The organism is Petrocella atlantisensis (assembly GCF_900538275.1).
Classification (GTDB): domain Bacteria; phylum Bacillota; class Clostridia; order Lachnospirales; family Vallitaleaceae; genus Petrocella; species Petrocella atlantisensis.
On sequence record NZ_LR130778.1, the window covers coordinates 2439364 to 2457140 of the forward strand.

Below are 17777 nucleotides of genomic sequence, written 5' to 3' on the forward strand. Positions count from 1 at the left end.
AATTATCTTAATATTAATGCGGGCTCGTTTTGATATTATATCAAAACGAGCCTTCTAAATAAATAAGTTGAAAGAGGTCAGTCGATGGATAATAAAAATAGCAACATTATTCTCAGTATTCAGGATGTGGAAAAGTCTTTCCCGGGTGTTAAGGCACTGGATCAAGTTTCTATTGACATAAGACGTGGTGAGGTACATGGTCTTGTAGGGGAAAACGGTGCTGGTAAATCAACATTAATGAAGATATTATCAGGTGTACTTAAAAAAGATGCAGGTACAATTACTTTTGACGGAGCCATTGTACATCATACTTCGCCGGTTGAATCGCAGCGTATGGGTATGAGCATTATTTACCAAGAACTAAATCTGGTGCATACCATGAGTGTGGGAGAAAATGTTTTTCTAGGACGCTTTAAAGAAATGGGTGGTATGCGTGGTACGCACACAAAAGCTAAAGCACTTTTAGATAGTATAGGTGCTAATTTAGATACGTATCAGTTGGTCGATGAACTGAGTGTTTCAGAGAAACAAATGGTTGAGATTGCGAAGGCTTTATCTTTTGAATCCAAACTTATTATCATGGATGAACCAAGTAGTAGTTTGACACAAGACGAAATGGACAAGTTGATTGCCGTTATTAAGCAACTTAAAGAAAAAGGTATTACGATTATTTATATTAGTCATAAATTAGACGAGATTTTTGAATTGTGTAATAGAGTTACCATTATGCGTGATGGTCATGTTATAGATACTCAATTAACTTCAGATATAACCCGTAATGAGATGATTGCAAAAATGGTTGGTCGTACCATTGAAAATGAATTTCCTGAGCGCCCAAAATGCGATGGAGAAGTACTGCTTCAGGTTAAGTCGCTCAATACTAATAAATTAAAAAATGTATCATTTAAACTTCGAAAAGGTGAAATACTTGGTTTTGTAGGACTAGTAGGAGCGGGTAGAACAGAGATTGTTAGAGCTATATTTGGCGCAGATCAAGTTAAAGGTCATGAGATCTTGATTGATGGTAAAGTTGTAACGATCAAAAATCCAAAAGACGCTATGAATGCAGGTTTGGCTTTGGTGACAGAAGACCGAAAACAGCAAGGTCTTGTGTTAAGCTTCACTGTTGAAAAGAATGTTTCTATGGCAAGTTTGGATCGATTATCAAAATTTGGCATATTAAATAAATCAAAAGAAAAAGAAATGGCAGAGCGACAAGTCAAAGGATTAAATGTTAAGACACCTACTATTTTAACAAAAGTCAGTAGTTTATCCGGTGGAAATCAACAGAAGGTAGTACTTGGTGGATGGTTGGAAACAGGACCAAGGGTTCTTATTCTAGATGAACCGACGCGCGGTATTGATGTAGGTGCCAAATATGAAATTTATTTATTAATGAAGGAAATTGCAGAAAGCGGAGGCGCTATTATTTTGATCTCATCTGAACTTCCTGAAGTACTCAACATGAGCAATAGAGTTTTGACAGTTTATGAGGGGCGAATTACAGGTGAATTTGATCCTCTAAAGACGACACCAGACCATATTATGAGAAATGCACTTGGTATGGGTGAGGAGGAACAGAAAAATGACCAAACAAATTAGATTAGGTAGTATTTTTAATACATTGTTAAAAGAGTATACGATCGTCTTTGGAATTATGGTATTAGTAATTATAACATCCATTGTTGAACCAAGATTTATGACAAGTGGCAATATGGTTAATATCATGCGTCAGTTCGGTCCTTTGATATTGGTTGCACTCGGTATGACATTTGTTATACTGGCAGGTTTTATCGACCTATCCGTAACAGGCCAACTTTTTCTTGTCGCAGTTATCGTCATGAAGCTCATTGATCCGATAGGTCAAATACCTGCAATGTTTGTTGGTATAGCCTTTGGAGGCCTTTTTGGATATTTCAACAGCAAGGTTATTATATTTAGCGGTGCCTTAACTCAAGCAGAAGCATTGTTTATAACATATGGATTAAGTACGGCATATATTGGAATCGGTCAGATGATTTCTAACGGTAAAACGATGAATATGAGTATAGATCTTACTTCAAGTTATTCTGCCTTTCAATATGTGGGATTAGGATTTATTGGACCATTTTCAATATCCTTTGTGATTTTCCTATTTGCAATTTTTATCCTATATTTTTTTCAGTCCAAAACCTATATGGGCAGATCCGTTATGCTAACAGGTGGGAATAAGACGGCTGCAAGAATTGCCGGTATACCCATCTATCGAAGCATTACAATTGTCTATATGATTTGCGGAATTATGACAGCGATAGGTGCAATCGTGTTTATGTCTAGAGCGACCACCGTTACGAGTGCTATGAGTATAGGTTTGGAGACGGATGTTATCCTCGCCGTTGTTCTTGGTGGCACCTACCTTGGTGGAGGTAGAGGTAGTGTATTACGTACCATCATTGGAGCGCTGATTGTTATACTTATTAGTAACTGCATGAATTTGCTGGGCATTACAATATTCTGGCAAGATATAACTAGAGGTGCCATATTAATCATAGCTATTTGGCTTGATGCTAGAAAAAATAATTAGGAGGAAGCTAAAATGGATAAGATGAATATCAAAAAGATATTAAGTGTCATAATGAACCAAAGAGCTGTTCTTGCCATTGTACTAACACTGATAGTATTAGCGTTTAACAGTACCAATTTTTTTACTATATATAATATGAAGACGATGCTAACCACTTCATCAATATATCTAATTATCGGATTTGGTGCTACGATTGTACTGGTTGCAGGCGGTGTTGATTTATCAATCGGTTTCAACATGTCTGTTTCAGGTGTCTTAGCGGTTTATCTCATGAATAACAATGTACCAATAAGCTTAGCTGTGCTTTGTGCTTTGATTTTCGGTGGGATCGTCGGAGCCATAAATGGTTATATTGTTGTATATCATAAAACTGAACCTTTTATTATAACCCTTGGTATGGGGATTTCACTCCTAGGTCTTGGAAGACTTATTACAAATGCCCGTCCCATTGTGGCTGAAAATAAAGCATTTCTAAATATTTCAAACGGCATGATTTTTGGAGAACGGTTAAATCTGATTTATTTTACTGTGATCATGTTTGCGATCGTGCATTACATATTAAGGTATACTTCATTTGGTAGAAATCTATACGCCATAGGCGGTGACTATGAAGTTGCTGAGTACTCCGGCATCAATGTACGTGCAAATAAGTTTTATGCATTCGTACTTTCCGGCGTGATTGCTGCACTTGGTGGTGTTTTACTTGCATCCAAGTTTGGTACCGGCAACGCCAATTATGGTCTTACAACAGGGTTTGTAATCTATAGTGCTGTCGTTGTTGGTGGGACTTCATTTGCCGGAGGGATAGGAAGTGTACCACGTTCCGCAATCGGGCTAATATTTGTATATGGCGTCTTGCAAAATGCCATGAATATGTTGAGGGTGAATTCCTATACTCAAATGGTCATGACAGGTATTATCATTGCGACAGTAATTGCACTGGATAGTTATAGTAGGAAGCGAATAAGAGAAAAAGTTTAATGCTTATAAGACAGGTATGCGTATTCTTGGCAAAGCACCCAGATGTAAGGGAACCATCCATGGAGGTTAATCGATGAAAAAAGTTAAAAACATAGCAGGTATAAAAGGAGCAAGCTTTTCCATAAAGGCAAAACTAATCATGGGGTTTGCAATCATTATTTTTGTGATGGGTTTGATCAGTCTTTTCACCTATGCAAAGTTACAAGCCTCCTTGGTAGAAATGAGTGAAATGGTGGAGTCGGCAATTATTGCAAATACCATTATAACTGACAATGGTATCGCAGTTGCAACCGCCATATCGGTATACTCACTTGATAAAACACCTGAAAACAAGCAAATCATAATGGATCTGTTGGATGAAAATGATGAAAAAATATCTAAACTAAAAGTGTATACAAAAAATGAAGATGGTATTAGACTGATTGACGCAACCGTTAAGAGACTTGATGATTATCGTGTTAATGTTGAAAATGCCATAACTTACAGTGACAATAAAGATTCAGCAGGTTATATTGAAGCAAATGCAGAGTCAAAAAAATTAATCGGGTATGTTGGCTTAACACTTCAGGAATTACTAAAAAATGAGTTGAACTATAACGCTATAGAAAAAGACAGATTGACAGCCGCAGCGGTCGTAACAGGTCAAGTGGTTCTAATCAGCATTATACTTATAGCAATCATTAGTATTACGGGAGCAACCATTCTGACGAATAAAATTACCGGCATGATTGCAAAATTAGCCCATCATGCACAAAGTATTGCAGATGGCAACCTGTTGGCAACCCAAATCAAAGCCAATTCTAGAGATGATTTGTCAATCTTGGTTAAAGCGTTTAATAAGATGGGCGATAACCTAAGAACGATGATTGGAAAAATTAGTGAAAATAGTAATAATATCGCACGATCTTCAGAATTCTTGAAACAAAACTCAGAAGAAAGCTCAAAAGCTATTGAGCAGGTTGCTATTTCCATTAAGCAAATCAGTGAAGATGCTCTCGATCAGACAGAAAAATCGGAAAGAACCTTCAATATTGCTAAAAAGTTAAATGAAGGTAACAAGAAAGCCTATGAAGATATCAGTAAGGTTCTGTCATCTTCAAACATGGCAACCCACGCAGCCAATAATGGTAACATTAAGATGAATGCGTTGCTAGAACAAATTGTCGTGATAGAAGAAAAGATTGTTTCAACACATACAGTATCAGATATACTAAATGTAAAATCCACAGAAATCAAGAAAGTCGTTGATACCATAACAAACATGGCATCCCAAACCAATCTGTTGTCATTAAATGCGGCTATTGAAGCGGCTAGAGCCGGTGTTCATGGAAAGGGTTTTGCTGTTGTAGCGGATGAAATCAGAAAATTGGCTCAAAGTTCCTCAGATGCAACAAAGGAAATCACGGTCATGCTAAACGACATTCATAGCACTTCACAGGAACTTGCAAGCAGTATGATGATAGGGGTTAAAGAAGTAAAAGAAGGTGCGCAAATGGCCAACGCCGCCAAAGACTCTTTTGGTGAGATTGTGGATACGAGTAAAGAAGTCGATAATCGCATTAAAGATATATCAGCGGAGATAGAAAAGATGGTTGAAGGTATCAAAGAAGTTGAAGAAATGAGTTATGTGATTTCACAATTAGCAAAAGGATCCTCAGATGAAAGCACACATGTTGCAGCGGCGGTTCAACAACAATCAGCCGGTCTTCAAGAGATTACATCTTATGCAAGTATACTATCTGAAATGTCAGAAGACTTAAAATTGATGGTAAGCCAATTTGTATTTGAATAGCGTATTTTTACAAGGATGACAATAAGTTTATGGAGGCAACAAATGAAAACAGAAAACGATAGTAAGAAAACACGACTAAGACATTTGGTACTTTTCAAATTCAATGAAGGAATAGATATAAGTATTATTCGAGAGATTGAAAAGAGATTTGCTTTACTTAAACATGAGATCACACTGGTTAAGGACCTTGAATGGGGAACAAATATCAGCAAAGAAGGCTTAAGTAATGGTTTTACCCACTGCTTTATGTTAAGCTTTGAGGATGAGAAAGATCGGGATGCATATATCATACATCCAAAGCATCAGATGTTTGTAGCATTCATTAAGGCATATTTGGATAAAGCTTGTGTCGTTGATTATTGGGCCTAAAATAAAAAGTATTTGTAGTACGTTGTTAAAGCTGGAGGAAAATATGAAAAAATACACAATTGGCATAGATGTTGGTGGCACAAAAATTGCATATGGATTATTCGATGAAGCATTAAACCTACTGGATAAGCGTGTAACAAAAACAAATCAGGCATCCAAGCCCGAAGAAATGTTAGATGATATGAGTAACGTGTGTAAGGAATTGCTTAAATCCAATGGGCTTACCATGGAAGAGGTTAAAGGCGTCGGCGCAGGGTTCCCCTGTCACATCGATTATGAAAATGGTTATGTTATCACCGGATCCAATCTACCCACATGGAAAAATGTTCCTGTTAGGCAACTTTTCTCAGAGCGATTAGGTACAAGGGTTGAGATTGATAATGACGCTAATGTTGCAGCCCTTGCTGAACAAAAGTTCGGTGCCGGCATCGGCAATAAAAATATGATTTATATTACCGTGAGTACCGGGATTGGTGGCGGTATCATTATAAATGATGCGATTTTTAGAGGTGACTATGGTGCGGCAGGTGAAATTGGCCATATGATTGTTAGCGATTTTGGCTATACATGCAGCTGTGGCAATGTTGGGTGTTTGATGGCATCAGCATCCGGACCCAAAATGATTCAGTATGTCCTAGATCAAATGAAACATGGCGAAACCAGTACGATCATGGACTATGTTGGTGAAGATGAAGAGCTTTCCGGTAAACATATAGGTATTGCAGCAAAGGATGGAGACAAATTAGCACAAAAAGCCATTGAAAGACTTGGTGATGGCATTGGTATTATGTTTGTTAATTTATATCAGATTTTTAACATAAAGCACTATGTGTTAGGTGGTAGTGTATCAAAACTCGGAAAACCGTTGTATGAAAGAATGAACCTTAAGTTTGCAGAGTTTATACGTTTTGCTGCGGATTATCCTATTGAGATTGTTCCGGCAAAACTTGGTGACGATGTTGGCATAGTGGGTGCTGCAACACTGATTGATTAAGGCGTTCACTTACGAAGAGAATTGTTTGTTATTATTTCTTGAAGAAAAACCCGATAAAGCGTATAATTAATAATCAACAATAAATTGTGCGTGAAAGGGAAAAAAATGTTTGCAGAAGAGAGACTTCAAGAGATTACAAAGATACTAAATGCCAATGGAAAGGTTATTGTGAAAGATTTGAGTAAGATTTTTGAAGTAACGGATGATTGTATTCGAAAAGATCTAAGCAATCTGGAGAAAACAGGGATACTTAAGAGAACTTACGGCGGCGCTGTTTCTAAGCGAGAAGCAAGTCTTAATAAAAGTATCATCAATAGAATAGATGATAATATAAAGTCAAAAAAGATGATTGCAGAAAAAGTGTATAACATGGTTTGTGAAAAAGAGACCATTTTTCTGGATATAGCCTCGACCAATATTTCCGTAGCTGAGGCTATAGCACAAGGTAATAAGAGAATGACGGTCATCTCTAATATGATTGATATTATTCAAATATTATCCAAATCACCTTATATTGAAGTCATTGGTATTGGTGGTGTGCTTAATAAGGAATTAAGCGGATTCATTGGAACATCAACAATAGAAGCACTTTCGGTATATAAAGTGGATAGAGCTTTTGTGGGCAGTTGTGGTGTAGATTTGATGGATCATAGTGTTACGACTTTCATGGTTGAAGACGGAAACACAAAGAAAGCCATCATGAAAGCCAGTAAGAAAAGTTATCTTGTCATAGATTCAACGAAGTTTAATCAAGACGGTGTGTATCGGTTTGCGGATATCAATGACTTTGATGCTTTCGTTGTTGATCGTATTGACGATCCTAAGGTTATTTCAAAATTAGAAGAGCAAAATATTGAAGTATTATAGCATACATAATTGAAAGATTTTTTTGGCTTTTAATGCTTCTCCTATACCATACATGAAGAAAAAGCCTGATTCTCTAGGCTTTTTCTTTTCTTGTAACGAGACAAAGTCAATCTGTTTATAAATGAAACAAATTGTATTAAAAAAAATTTGACGTACGTTGTGTATCATGCTATATTTGTTTATATATAACAAAGATTGTTAAGTTTTAACATATAAATCCTTGAGATACCAATCTTTGTGTGTTAAACTTGTAATTGGCGGAAGTTTCTGCCTTATAAAACCAAATGAGGATGTGAAGAGTATGAATGACAGAACCGAAAAATTAAATGAGTATGTTCAGCAAAAGGGTGAAGTAAAATTAAAAGAACTTGAGAAAATTTTCCCTGATGTTTCGAGTATGACACTAAGAAGAGACTTAGCACAGCTCGAAAAACAAGGACTGATACTACGTGTTCGAAGTGGGGCTGTATCGGTTGACTCAATAAAAGGCTCGAAGGAAGTGAGATATAATCTTAGAGCGGAAGAGAATATTGAGGCGAAAGAAATCATCGCCCAAAAAGCGGTAGAATTAATAGAACAAGGTCGCTCCCTATATTTAGATTCAGGTTCAACGATTATGTGTTTAGCAGATATATTACCCAATGAACACTTATCCATATTAACAAGTGGTCCCAATATTGGCATTGAGGTGGCAAAAAAGACAAATCCTTCAATCATGCTTATTGGAGGACAACTAAACAGAAACAATATTTCGGTGTCAGGTTTAGGGGCAATCGAGTTTGTAAAACTTGTTAACATTGATATTGCTTTTATGGCTACGTCCGGATTTTCTCTGGAAGCCGGGTTGACGAGTGGCGACTATAATGAATGTGAATTGAAGAAATATGTGATACAGAAAGCAAAAAAAGTTGTTGTATTGATGGACTCAAGTAAAATCAATAAGAATATGCCTTATACATTTGCAGGTCTTAAAGAAATAGATGTGTTGGTGACAGATAAAAAATTACCGGATGAGATTATGACGGCTACGATAGCCAACAATGTAGCCGTATACTAAAAGATGAGATGCCTTTAACGCATAAATGAAGGTATGCATGATATGGAGGTCATTGATATAGAGGTTCAAATTGTTCAACTTGGGTTGATGGATTATAAAGAAGTATATGATCTGCAGAAGAAGGCACTGGGGTTACGTCAGAAAAATCTAATAGGTGATACTTTATTATTGGTTGAACATGATTCTGTGATTACATCAGGGATACGAGGGGCAAGTGATCATATTCTTGTCACAGATCAATTTCTAAAAGACAAACACGTACCTGTTTATGAAATTAGACGGGGTGGTGACGTCACCTATCATGGGCCGGGCCAGATTGTAGGGTATCCTATTATAGACTTAAAAAACCATGGTAAAGACATTCGTAGCTTTGTCAGGAATGTTGAAGAAATATTTATTCGATTATTAAAAGAGCATTACGATATAACAGCCAATAGAGACCCGCTTCATCCGGGTGTTTGGGTGGATGATAACAAAATAACAGCTGTAGGTTTTGAGATTAAAAGATGGGTCAGTATGCACGGTTTTGCCTTTAATGTGAATACAAAAATGGACGAATTTGATTGGATTGTTCCTTGTGGCATCAAGGAAAAAGGTGTTACTTCATTACAAGAGTTAATCGGTAGGGCAGAAGACGAGCATCAGATCAGAGAATGGATCATCCAATATTTTTCCGAATTATTTAATGTAAAGACATATACTACGGATAAACAAGCGTTTTTAACAAATATGGACGACCTACTTTTAAGTGACATAGGAAAGGCGTGAGAATAATCAAATCAAACAAGCCGGAGTGGCTTAGGGTTACATACCGAAGCAGTGAAGGATTTGAATCTATGGAAGGTGTTTTGAAGAAATTCGGACTAAATACAGTATGTGAAGCAGCGGTATGTCCGAATCAACTCGAGTGCTATAATAATAAAACTGCAACATTTATGATTCTTGGCAGATCATGTACAAGAAACTGTACCTTTTGTGCCGTAGAAAAGACGAAGCCGGATCCTGTGGATGCTAAAGAGCCGCTAAGCGTAGCAAAAGCCGTTCGTGAGCTAAACTTAAAACATGTTGTCATAACATCTGTTACAAGAGATGACTTGTCGGATGGTGGCGCAAGCCATTATGTTGAAGTCATAGAACAGATTAGACATATGGACAAGAATGTCATCATAGAAGTATTAATTCCTGATCTAGAAGGTAACGAACAAGCATTACAAAAAATCGTAAAAGCAAAGCCACATATCATCAATCATAATATAGAAACCGTTCCTAGATTGTACAAAGATGTTAGACCGATGGCCATCTATGAAAGATCCTTAGAACTACTTAAGAATATTAAGTGGATGGATTCTGACATCGTATCCAAGTCCGGTATGATGGTTGGCCTTGGAGAAAAAGAAGCTGAAGTGTATGAAGTACTTGAAGCATTAAGGGAAAATGGATGTGACTTACTCACCATTGGGCAATACTTACCACCTTCAAAGAAACATCACCCGTTAATTGAGTATGTTCATCCGGATGTGTTTAAGCGTTATTATGATTATGGCATGGCGCTTGGTTTTAGTCATGTAGCATCATCACCTTTTGTTCGCAGTTCCTATCATGCGGCAGATGCATATAAGCACAAGTAACATAGATAAGACAATAGCATAAATAACCACATATCAAAATACAACTATAAGAGTAGTTGTATTTTTTTTGTGAATTATTCTCTTGATTATGAAAATATTATGTAAATAAATAACAATAATATCACACTATAGATTGACTTAGTTAACATTAAATGATAAAATAGAACATATAAATGAGTTCGAATGTATATAAATAACATAAAATGTAAAAAGAAAGCAAATATTAGGAGGAAGCTTATGGCAACAATTGTAAAAATGCCTCAACGGGGTCTTTCGGAAGAAAGTGCATTATTGGCAGAATGGCATGTGAAAGTTGGCGATCAAGTCTCAGTCGGTGATTTACTATTTGTAATTGAGACAGACAAAACGACATTTGAAGTGGAGTCTGAAGTTAGCGGGACCGTACTAAATGTATTGTATAAAGAATATGATGAAGTCCCGGTACAAGAAGCAGTATGTATTATCGGTGAAGCAGATGAAGTCGTGGACCTATCAGAATATCAACAAGAGGCTATTTCAAGTGGAGCCAATTCGAATACACCAGCTACTCCAGAGGCAGAGACAATAGATGAAAAACTTCCAGTAGGAAAAAGTGATGCTTTTGACGGGGTCGTTGTGGATGACACTAAAAATACAAAAGCGAAAATCTCTCCAAGGGCAAAAGCATTGGCCTTGAAAAAAGGCATAGATTACCGTCAGGCAAGCGCGAGCGGTCCGGAAGGTAGAATCATTGAACCAGACATCATAAGCATGTTAGAATCAGGCCCATTTGTGAGTTCTGCTGCTAGAGACGGGTATTATGGTCTGGAAATAGGTAAGAATCAAGAAACAGGATTAGGAACCGGCCTAGGACAGAGAATCACAACAAATGACCTTGAAATAAGACAAGATGAATCTTTGAAGAAAGTCCCGGAAAAACCATTCATGGGTTCATCAGATGATCATCATATTGAAAAGAAATTTGAGAGTGTCAAATTGTCTCAAACTAGAAAAGTCATATCAAAAAACATGCTAAAATCACTGGAAACCACAGCCCAACTCACGCTTAACGCATCATTTGATGCAACAGCGCTATTAGAATACAGACAACAGATCAAAGATCGAAATGAATCCATGAATCTTAGCAATATCTCTATTAATGATATGATTTTATTTGCAGTATCCCGTACAGTGAAAAACCATAAAGCTCTTAATGCTCATTTATTAGGCGACGAAATGCATCTTTATGAACATGTCCATCTGGGTGTTGCCGTGGATACAGATCGAGGCCTTATGGTACCGACACTATCTTATTGTGATATGAAGTCATTGGATGTTATTTCTAAAGAGTTAAGAGTCTTAGCGTCTGAATGTAGAGAAGGCACAATCAATCCGGATCATCTTAGAGGCGGCACATTTACCGTTACAAATCTAGGCAGTCTAGGTATAGAATCCTTCACACCAATACTGAATGCGCCTCAAACAGGCATCCTAGGTGTTGGTACCATAGTGAACATGCCTAAAGAAGTACAAGGGAAAATCGTCTTATACCCCTCTATGGTCTTATCTTTAACGATGGATCATAGAGCATTAGATGGCGCAGCAGCAGCAAGATTCTTGAAAGAACTTAGAGAAAATCTTGAGAAATTTAGCCTTTTGTTAGCAATGTAAACCATATAGGAGAGTGAACACATGTTATATGATCTAATTGTCATAGGTGGTGGTCCGGCAGGTTATTTGGCAGCAGAAAGAGCGGGCCATGCTGGTTTAAAAGTTTTACTAATCGAGAAAAACAAGGTGGGTGGTGTATGTTTAAATGAAGGTTGTATTCCTTCAAAAACATTACTACATTCAGCGAAAGTACTTGATTATGCAAAGTATGGTGGGAAGTATGGTGTCAAATGTGACGCTATAGAATATGACCATAAGTTTGTTGTAGCCAGAAAAAACAAAGTCGTAAATACACTGGTAAGCGGCATAAAAATGAAGTTGAAAATGAATAAAGTAACACTGGTAGAGGGGCAAGCCATGATTCTCGAACGGACTTTAGAAGGCTTCAAAGTTCAAGTTCAAGAAGAGATTTATATTGGAAAAAGAATGTTGATAGCGACAGGTTCAACATCCATTATTCCACCCATACCGGGCGTAGAAGCAGGTATGAAAAAAGGTTTTGTATTAACGAACAAAGAGATACTGGATCTGGAGATTATTCCAAAGAAACTTGTTGTAATCGGTGGTGGTGTCATTGGTCTTGAAATGGCATCTTATTACAACTCTATTGGCAGTCAAGTGACCGTCATAGAAATGCTAAGTAAGATTGCAGGTGGCACCGATCATGACATCTCAAAACTGTTAATGAAGCATTACGAGAAAAAGGGCATTGAATTCAAACTCGAATCCAAGGTTACCAGGTTGACAGATACACAAGTTATATACGAAGCCGATGGTGTAGAGCATCAAGTCGACTGTGACAAAGTCCTTATGAGCATTGGAAGAAGGCCAGTCACTACCGGATATGGTCTTGAAAACATAGGTGTCGAACTGGACCGAGGTGCCATCAAAGTGGATGAACAAGGCAGAACCAATGTTGTGAATATCTATGCAGCAGGTGATGTCAATGGAAAATCCATGTTGGCACATACAGCCTACCGTGAAGCAGAAGTCTGTGTGAACAACATACTTGGTAAAAAAGATGTGATGCGGTATCATGCCATACCTAATGTAATCTACACAAATCCAGAAGTGGCTACCGTTGGAGAGACAGAAGAGACAGCTAAAGAAAAAGGTATGGATTATAGTGTAACAACACTAAAAATGAACTACAGTGGAAGATATGTGGCAGAAAATGATGATGGAGACGGTATTTGTAAGGTGCTGATTGATAAGAAGTACAACAGACTTATTGGTGTACATATGATTGGTAATCCATCTTCAGAGATTATTTTTGGTGTTTCATTAATGATAGAAACAGAAATGAAAATCGATGATATTAAAGAGTTAGTATTTCCCCATCCAACAGTAAGTGAAATCTTACGAGAAAATATATTCAGTTAAGAACTCAAAATAATCAATCTATTTGGAAAAAACAGGAGGAAGTAAAATGCCGAAAGGTCAAGTAATAAAACCAGAAGAAGTGCGTAAACCGGGTGTCCTAAAATTCAATGACATTGTATTAAACCAATATCAAAAAACAATCAAAGATGAGAAAGAAAACTTTACAAAAGATGAATTTTTAAGAATCTACAGAGACATGTTGTATATACGACAATTTGAAGATATGTTGTTTGAACTGCGTGCAAATAAGCAATGGAAAGGCGTAGAATACCAATATTCCGGACCTGCTCATTTGTATACCGGTCAAGAAGCGGCAGCGGTTGGTCAAGCCTTTATTCTGGACAAGGATGACTTTACTTTTGGCTCTCATAGAAGTCATGGTGAGATCATTGCAAAAGGCTTGTCTTGTATTGTAAAGCTTGAAGATGATGAACTTATGACGATTATGAATGATGTTTTTGAAGGGTCCATCATTGGCCCTGTAAAAGATCAACAGAAGGATACAGAAGATGTTAGAGCTTTAGCCGTCGACTTTTTGTTTTATGGGATTATGGCGGAACTATTCGGTCGTAAAACTGGATTTGCACAAGGTTTAGGTAACTCCATGCATGCTTTCTTCACACCTTTTGGTGTCTATCCGAACAACGCCATCGTTGGTGGATCTGCACCTATCGCTATGGGTGCGGCCTTGTATAAGAAAATAAACAAGAAAAAAGGGATCTGTATTTCTAATTCAGGAGATGGCTCACTGGGTTGCGGACCGGTATGGGAAGCTATGAACATGGCATCCATGGATCAAATGAACGAATTATGGGATGATGCCTACAAAGGTGGGTTACCTATTATCTTTAATTTCTTTAACAATCAATATGGTATGGGTGGTCAAACAAACGGCGAAACAATGGCTTACGGAATCTTGGCACGTGTGGGTGCCGGTATCAACCCGGATCAGATGCATGCAGAGCGCGTGGACGGGTATAATCCATTAGCGGTTATTGATGTAATGAAGAGAAAGAAAAAGATCATAGAAGAAAACAAAGGCCCTGTTTTACTGGATATCGTTACGTACCGTACAGGTGGTCACTCAGCTTCTGACCCAGGACCTTATCGATCAAAAGAAGAAGTAGAAGCATGGATGGAAGTAGATTCCATAAAAGTGTTTAAAGAAGAGCTGGTACGTGAACAAGTGGCTACAACAGATGAGATCCTTGCAATAGAAAAAGAAGTCGAAGACGTTCTGATTAAGAATCTAAAATTAGCAATTGACGATGAAATATCACCAAGAATGGATTTTCTAAAAGAACCGGATGCAATCGAAAAATTCATGTTTTCAAACCAAAGTATAGAAAAAATGGATGACCGAGCATGCGAAGTCTTAATGCCTCTAGAAGAAAACCCAAGAGTGCGTAAAATAGCAAAGAAAGAACGGGTCGGGATCATTGATGGTAAAGAAGTATCAAAACTAAAAACCTTATCATTACGAGACGGCTTATTTGAATCCATAATCCATAAGTTCTATACAGACCCAACATTAATCGCTTATGGCGAAGACAACAGAGATTGGGGCGGGGCTTTTGCTGTCTACCAAGGACTTACAGAAGCCATTCCTTACCACAGAATGTTCAATTCACCCATATCAGAAGCAGCCATTGTAGGATCAGCTGTGGGTTATGCGATGTGTGGTGGCCGTATTATCGTTGAACTCATGTATTGCGATTTCATGGGAAGAGCAGGAGATGAGATCTTTAATCAACTTGCAAAATGGCAAAGCATGAGTGCAGGCGTTCTTAAGATGCCAGTTGTTCTTAGAGTATCTGTTGGTTCAAAATATGGGGCACAGCATTCACAGGACTGGACGGCATTAACGGCACATGTTCCCGGATTGAAAGTTGTCTATCCGGTAACACCCTATGACGCAAAAGGTCTCATGAACAGCGCCTTAAATGGCACAGATCCGGTTGTATTTTTTGAAAGTCAAAAACTCTATGATATAGGCGAGATGTTCCAACTTGACGGTGTTCCGGAGACCAACTACGAGATCGTCATTGGAGAACCGGATATTAAACGTGAAGGTAGTGACATCACCATTTTAACAATTGGCGCTACTTTATATAAAGCCATTGAAGCAGCAGAAATATTAGAAGAACAATATGGTATATCAGCAGAAGTTATTGATGCCAGATCTGTTGTACCCTTTAATTATGAAAAGGTGCTTGCTTCAGTCAAGAAAACAGGCAGGATTCTCTTATCCAGCGATGCGTGTGAAAGAGGTTCTGCATTAGAAGATATGGCTAGGAACATTACGGAGATGGCATTTGATGATCTAGATGCACCACCAGTTGTCGTAGGTGCCAAAAACTGGATCACACCATGTTATGAACTTGAGAACGAGTTTTTCCCACAAGCGGATTGGATGATTGATGCCATACATCAAAAAATTATGCCAATAAAAGGGTATACACCAAAGCAAAACTTTACAAAATTAGAACAGTTAAGAAAGGAAAAGCTTGGAGTGTAATTTCAAGTAGGTTTAAAAATGAATATTTATCTAGATACGGCAGATGTCAATGAAATAAAGAAATACTTTGATTTGGGAATTGTTGCAGGGGTAACGACCAACCCGACGATTATTTCCAGAACAGGCAAAGAATTCATCACCGTCATTAATGAGATCGTTGAGATTGTAAAAGGTCTACCTGTGAATGCAGAAGTGATTAGTTTGGACGCAGAGGGTATGATTACAGAAGGTAGAGAATTAGCAGCACTAAATCCAAGTATCGTGGTTAAGATTCCGATGTGTATGGAAGGTCTAAGAGCGGTAAAAGTGTTATCAGATGAAGGCATCACAACGAATGTAACCTTAGTCTTTTCCGTAACACAAGCTTTGATGGCAGCACGAGCAGGTGCCACATATGTCAGCTCCTTCCTTGGAAGGGTAGATGATGTGGGCGGGGATGGCATTGCCTTGATTCAAGATGTTATAACCATCTTCAAAGAGTATGGTATCAAGAGTAAAGTTATAGCAGCTTCCGTACGTCACATGGGCCATGTCATCGGTTGTGCAAAAGCAGGCGTGGATATTTGTACAATTCCTTCTTCATTAATTCCGAGTATGGCCAATCACCCTTTAACAACCCAAGGATTAAATCAGTTCTTGGAAGACTGGAAAAAAGTACCAACAAAAAAATAAGGTTATAAAGAATTCAATTAAAAAACATATAAGGAACTAGGTGCTGATATCTGAGTAGGGTTGAAGCAACCTAGTTTCTTGTATAAAAAACTTTTTTTGACAGATATAATCAGACAAACTATAATTTAGGATAGCGGTATTTACCAACTAAGTATACATATACAAGGAAGGTAAGATCAAAGGGTAGGAGGAGAAGAACTTGAGTAAGATAGATATGCAGGATTTAGGTCTTAGCCAAAGATTTATGACAGAGGCTTCATTATATGAGGATTTACATATTGGCCGAGTTATATCACAGAACAAAAATCTATATAAGGTTATAACAGATCATGGTGAAATCACGGCAGAGATTTCAGGAAAGTTTCGATTTGAAGTTACAACGATGTCAGCCTATCCGGCAGTTGGGGATTTTGTTATGCTGGACCGAGATGAGGACGCCAGTGGGCATGCAATCATTCACAAAGTGCTGACAAGAAAAAGTGCTTTTATTAGAAAAGCAGCAGGCACATCTCAAAATGAACAAGTCGTTGCTACGAACATTGATGCAGTATTTATTTGTATGTCTTTAAACAATGATTTTAATCTAAGAAGGGTTGAGCGTTACCTTGGGATTGCATGGGATAGTGGCGCAGTTCCGGTCATCGTACTTACCAAAGCCGACTTGTGCGATACACTTGAAGAGAAACTGGCAGATATAAATACTATAGCCTATGGTGTGGATGTCCTTGTGACTTCAAGTATAAGTGAGGATGGTTATGAATCTGTAAAAAATTACTTAGAAGTCGGTAAAACCATAGCCTTCATAGGATCATCCGGTGTAGGCAAGTCTACTCTGATTAATAAGCTTATAGGTGAAGATAGATTCATCACCAAAGAAATAAGAGATGATGATAAGGGTAGACATGGGAGTACCAGGCGAGAGCTTGTGGTGCTTCCAAGTGGTGGTATTGTGATTGATACGCCGGGTATGAGAGAAATCGGTCTAGACAGTGTGGATCTCTCAAAAACCTTTGCGGATATTGATGAACTCTCGGCAAAGTGCAAGTTTAATGATTGCACGCACACTAAGGAACCAAGCTGTGCGGTACAAGAAGCGGTGCGTGATGGTGTATTAAGTGAAGAACGACTCCTTAGTTATATAAAATTAAAAAAAGAAGCCAAATATGACGGTCTTAATTCAAAACAGATTGAGACAGAAAAGCTAACAACCATGTTCAAAGATGTCGGTGGCATGAAAAATGCACGCAAGTGGATGAAAGAGAAAGATAAAAGAAATTAAGATTATGTCAAAAATAATATTTTC

Annotated in this window: 15 protein-coding genes; all 15 read left to right on the plus strand. The window is 37.8% G+C overall.

All coding sequences use genetic code 11. From position 1 onward, the window contains the following. Window positions 1–84: 84 nt before the first annotated feature. The 15 genes from PATL70BA_RS11250 to rsgA all read left to right on the plus strand — a co-directional run bounded on the left by PATL70BA_RS11250 (window position 85) and on the right by rsgA (window position 17753). Complete coding sequence (locus tag PATL70BA_RS11250; RefSeq protein WP_125137444.1) at window positions 85–1602, plus strand: sugar ABC transporter ATP-binding protein; 1518 nt, start codon at window positions 85–87, stop codon at window positions 1600–1602. Beyond that, window positions 1586–2563, plus strand: coding sequence for an ABC transporter permease (locus PATL70BA_RS11255; RefSeq protein WP_172596219.1), 978 nt, complete (start codon window positions 1586–1588; stop codon window positions 2561–2563). The genes PATL70BA_RS11250 and PATL70BA_RS11255 overlap by 17 nt, the downstream gene beginning before the upstream one ends. A 12-nt stretch (window positions 2564–2575) precedes the next feature. Next, entirely contained in the window at window positions 2576–3544 is a 969-nt protein-coding gene (locus PATL70BA_RS11260; protein WP_125137446.1) for an ABC transporter permease, read from the plus strand. A 73-nt stretch (window positions 3545–3617) separates the two neighbouring features. Beyond that, window positions 3618–5336: a methyl-accepting chemotaxis protein gene (locus PATL70BA_RS11265; RefSeq protein WP_125137447.1), complete on the plus strand. Its 1719-nt coding sequence runs from the start codon at window positions 3618–3620 to the stop codon at window positions 5334–5336. Window positions 5337–5378: 42 nt separating this feature from the next. After that, window positions 5379–5705 carry a Dabb family protein gene (locus tag PATL70BA_RS11270; RefSeq protein WP_197715757.1) on the plus strand — a complete coding sequence of 109 codons (327 nt, stop codon included), beginning with the start codon at window positions 5379–5381 and terminating at the stop codon, window positions 5703–5705. A gap of 43 nt (window positions 5706–5748) precedes the next feature. Further along, on the plus strand, window positions 5749–6699 hold the full coding sequence (locus PATL70BA_RS11275) for an ROK family protein (RefSeq protein WP_125137449.1): 951 nt from the start codon (window positions 5749–5751) through the stop codon (window positions 6697–6699). Between the two features lie 90 nt (window positions 6700–6789). Further along, a complete protein-coding gene (locus PATL70BA_RS11280) occupies window positions 6790–7566 on the plus strand; it encodes a DeoR/GlpR family DNA-binding transcription regulator (RefSeq protein WP_243115910.1) in 777 nt (258 codons plus the stop codon). Between the two features lie 301 nt (window positions 7567–7867). Continuing rightward, window positions 7868–8623: a DeoR/GlpR family DNA-binding transcription regulator gene (locus PATL70BA_RS11285; RefSeq protein ID WP_125137451.1), complete on the plus strand. Its 756-nt coding sequence runs from the start codon at window positions 7868–7870 to the stop codon at window positions 8621–8623. A gap of 33 nt (window positions 8624–8656) precedes the next feature. After that, window positions 8657–9391, plus strand: a complete 735-nt coding sequence (gene lipB / locus PATL70BA_RS11290) for a lipoyl(octanoyl) transferase LipB (RefSeq protein ID WP_125137452.1) — start codon at window positions 8657–8659, stop codon at window positions 9389–9391. Next, window positions 9388–10251, plus strand: coding sequence for a lipoyl synthase (lipA, locus tag PATL70BA_RS11295; RefSeq protein WP_330509893.1), 864 nt, complete (start codon window positions 9388–9390; stop codon window positions 10249–10251). The genes lipB and lipA overlap by 4 nt, the downstream gene beginning before the upstream one ends. Window positions 10252–10488: 237 nt before the next feature. Further along, window positions 10489–11901 (plus strand): dihydrolipoamide acetyltransferase family protein, encoded by a 1413-nt coding sequence (locus PATL70BA_RS11300; protein WP_125137453.1) that lies wholly within the window; start codon window positions 10489–10491, stop codon window positions 11899–11901. A gap of 21 nt (window positions 11902–11922) precedes the next feature. Then, window positions 11923–13284, plus strand: coding sequence for a dihydrolipoyl dehydrogenase (lpdA, locus tag PATL70BA_RS11305; RefSeq protein ID WP_125137454.1), 1362 nt, complete (start codon window positions 11923–11925; stop codon window positions 13282–13284). A 46-nt stretch (window positions 13285–13330) separates the two neighbouring features. Continuing rightward, window positions 13331–15802 (plus strand): alpha-ketoacid dehydrogenase subunit alpha/beta, encoded by a 2472-nt coding sequence (locus PATL70BA_RS11310; protein WP_125137455.1) that lies wholly within the window; start codon window positions 13331–13333, stop codon window positions 15800–15802. Window positions 15803–15820: 18 nt separating this feature from the next. Next, on the plus strand, window positions 15821–16474 hold the full coding sequence (gene fsa / locus PATL70BA_RS11315; RefSeq protein WP_125137456.1) for a fructose-6-phosphate aldolase: 654 nt from the start codon (window positions 15821–15823) through the stop codon (window positions 16472–16474). Window positions 16475–16673: 199 nt separating this feature from the next. After that, window positions 16674–17753: a ribosome small subunit-dependent GTPase A gene (rsgA, locus tag PATL70BA_RS11320; protein ID WP_125137457.1), complete on the plus strand. Its 1080-nt coding sequence runs from the start codon at window positions 16674–16676 to the stop codon at window positions 17751–17753. The last annotated feature ends 24 nt before the right edge of the window (window positions 17754–17777 follow it).